The organism is Nocardia tenerifensis NBRC 101015 (genome assembly GCF_000308715.1).
Taxonomy (GTDB): Bacteria; Actinomycetota; Actinomycetes; order Mycobacteriales; family Mycobacteriaceae; genus Nocardia; species Nocardia tenerifensis.
The window spans coordinates 1-614 of sequence record NZ_BAGH01000440.1; the positions used below are offsets into that span (position 1 = coordinate 1).

General features: G+C 70.5%; 1 protein-coding gene. It reads right to left on the bottom strand.

The window, feature by feature from the left end; all coding sequences use genetic code 11:
• Positions 1 to 614, bottom strand: a 614-nt coding sequence (locus tag ON39_RS33855; RefSeq protein WP_040740323.1) for a glycosyltransferase family 2 protein, incomplete at both ends; no start/stop codon positions are given.

The following is a 614-nucleotide window of genomic DNA, read 5'->3' on the forward strand; positions in this document are numbered from 1 at the left end:
ACCGACGCTGGAAAAGCGTTGCGTTGGTGAGTATGTCGGTGAGGTGCTCGACCGGTGGATCCGACACCGGGTGGTGCTGGTGGTAGGCGTCGGCGCCGCCGACCCAGCGCAGCCGCGCGCCGATCGCGGCGGCCTTGTAGGCGAAGTCGGTGTCCTCGCCGCCGTAGCCGCGGTAGCGGGTGCAGAAACCGCCGGTGGCGCGCCAGGTTTCGGCGGTCACCGCGAACGACAGCGACCAGAACAGGTCGAAATCCTCGCCGTCGAGCACGGTTTCACCGGCGGGATCGGGCCGGGCGGGGTGCGGGTCGCGTGCGCGGTGCAGCGTGGCGAGGTCGTATCCGCCTTCCGGCGGCGGCGGGAGATAGGTGACCGGCCCGCAGAATAAGGCCAGAACGCTGCTATCCGTCTGCGCCGCAGCGTGATAGCGGTCGATCAGGCGGGGATCGGGGATGCAGTCCACGTCGAGGAAGACGAGCAGTCGCGCGCCCCGGGCCATGGCCACGCGGGCGCCGAGATTGCGAGCCTCGGCCAGGGGCAAGGGGTTACGGGCCGCCATCCAGACGCTGTGCGCGCCGAGTTCGACGGTGGCCTCGGCGACACGGGTATCGCCCATC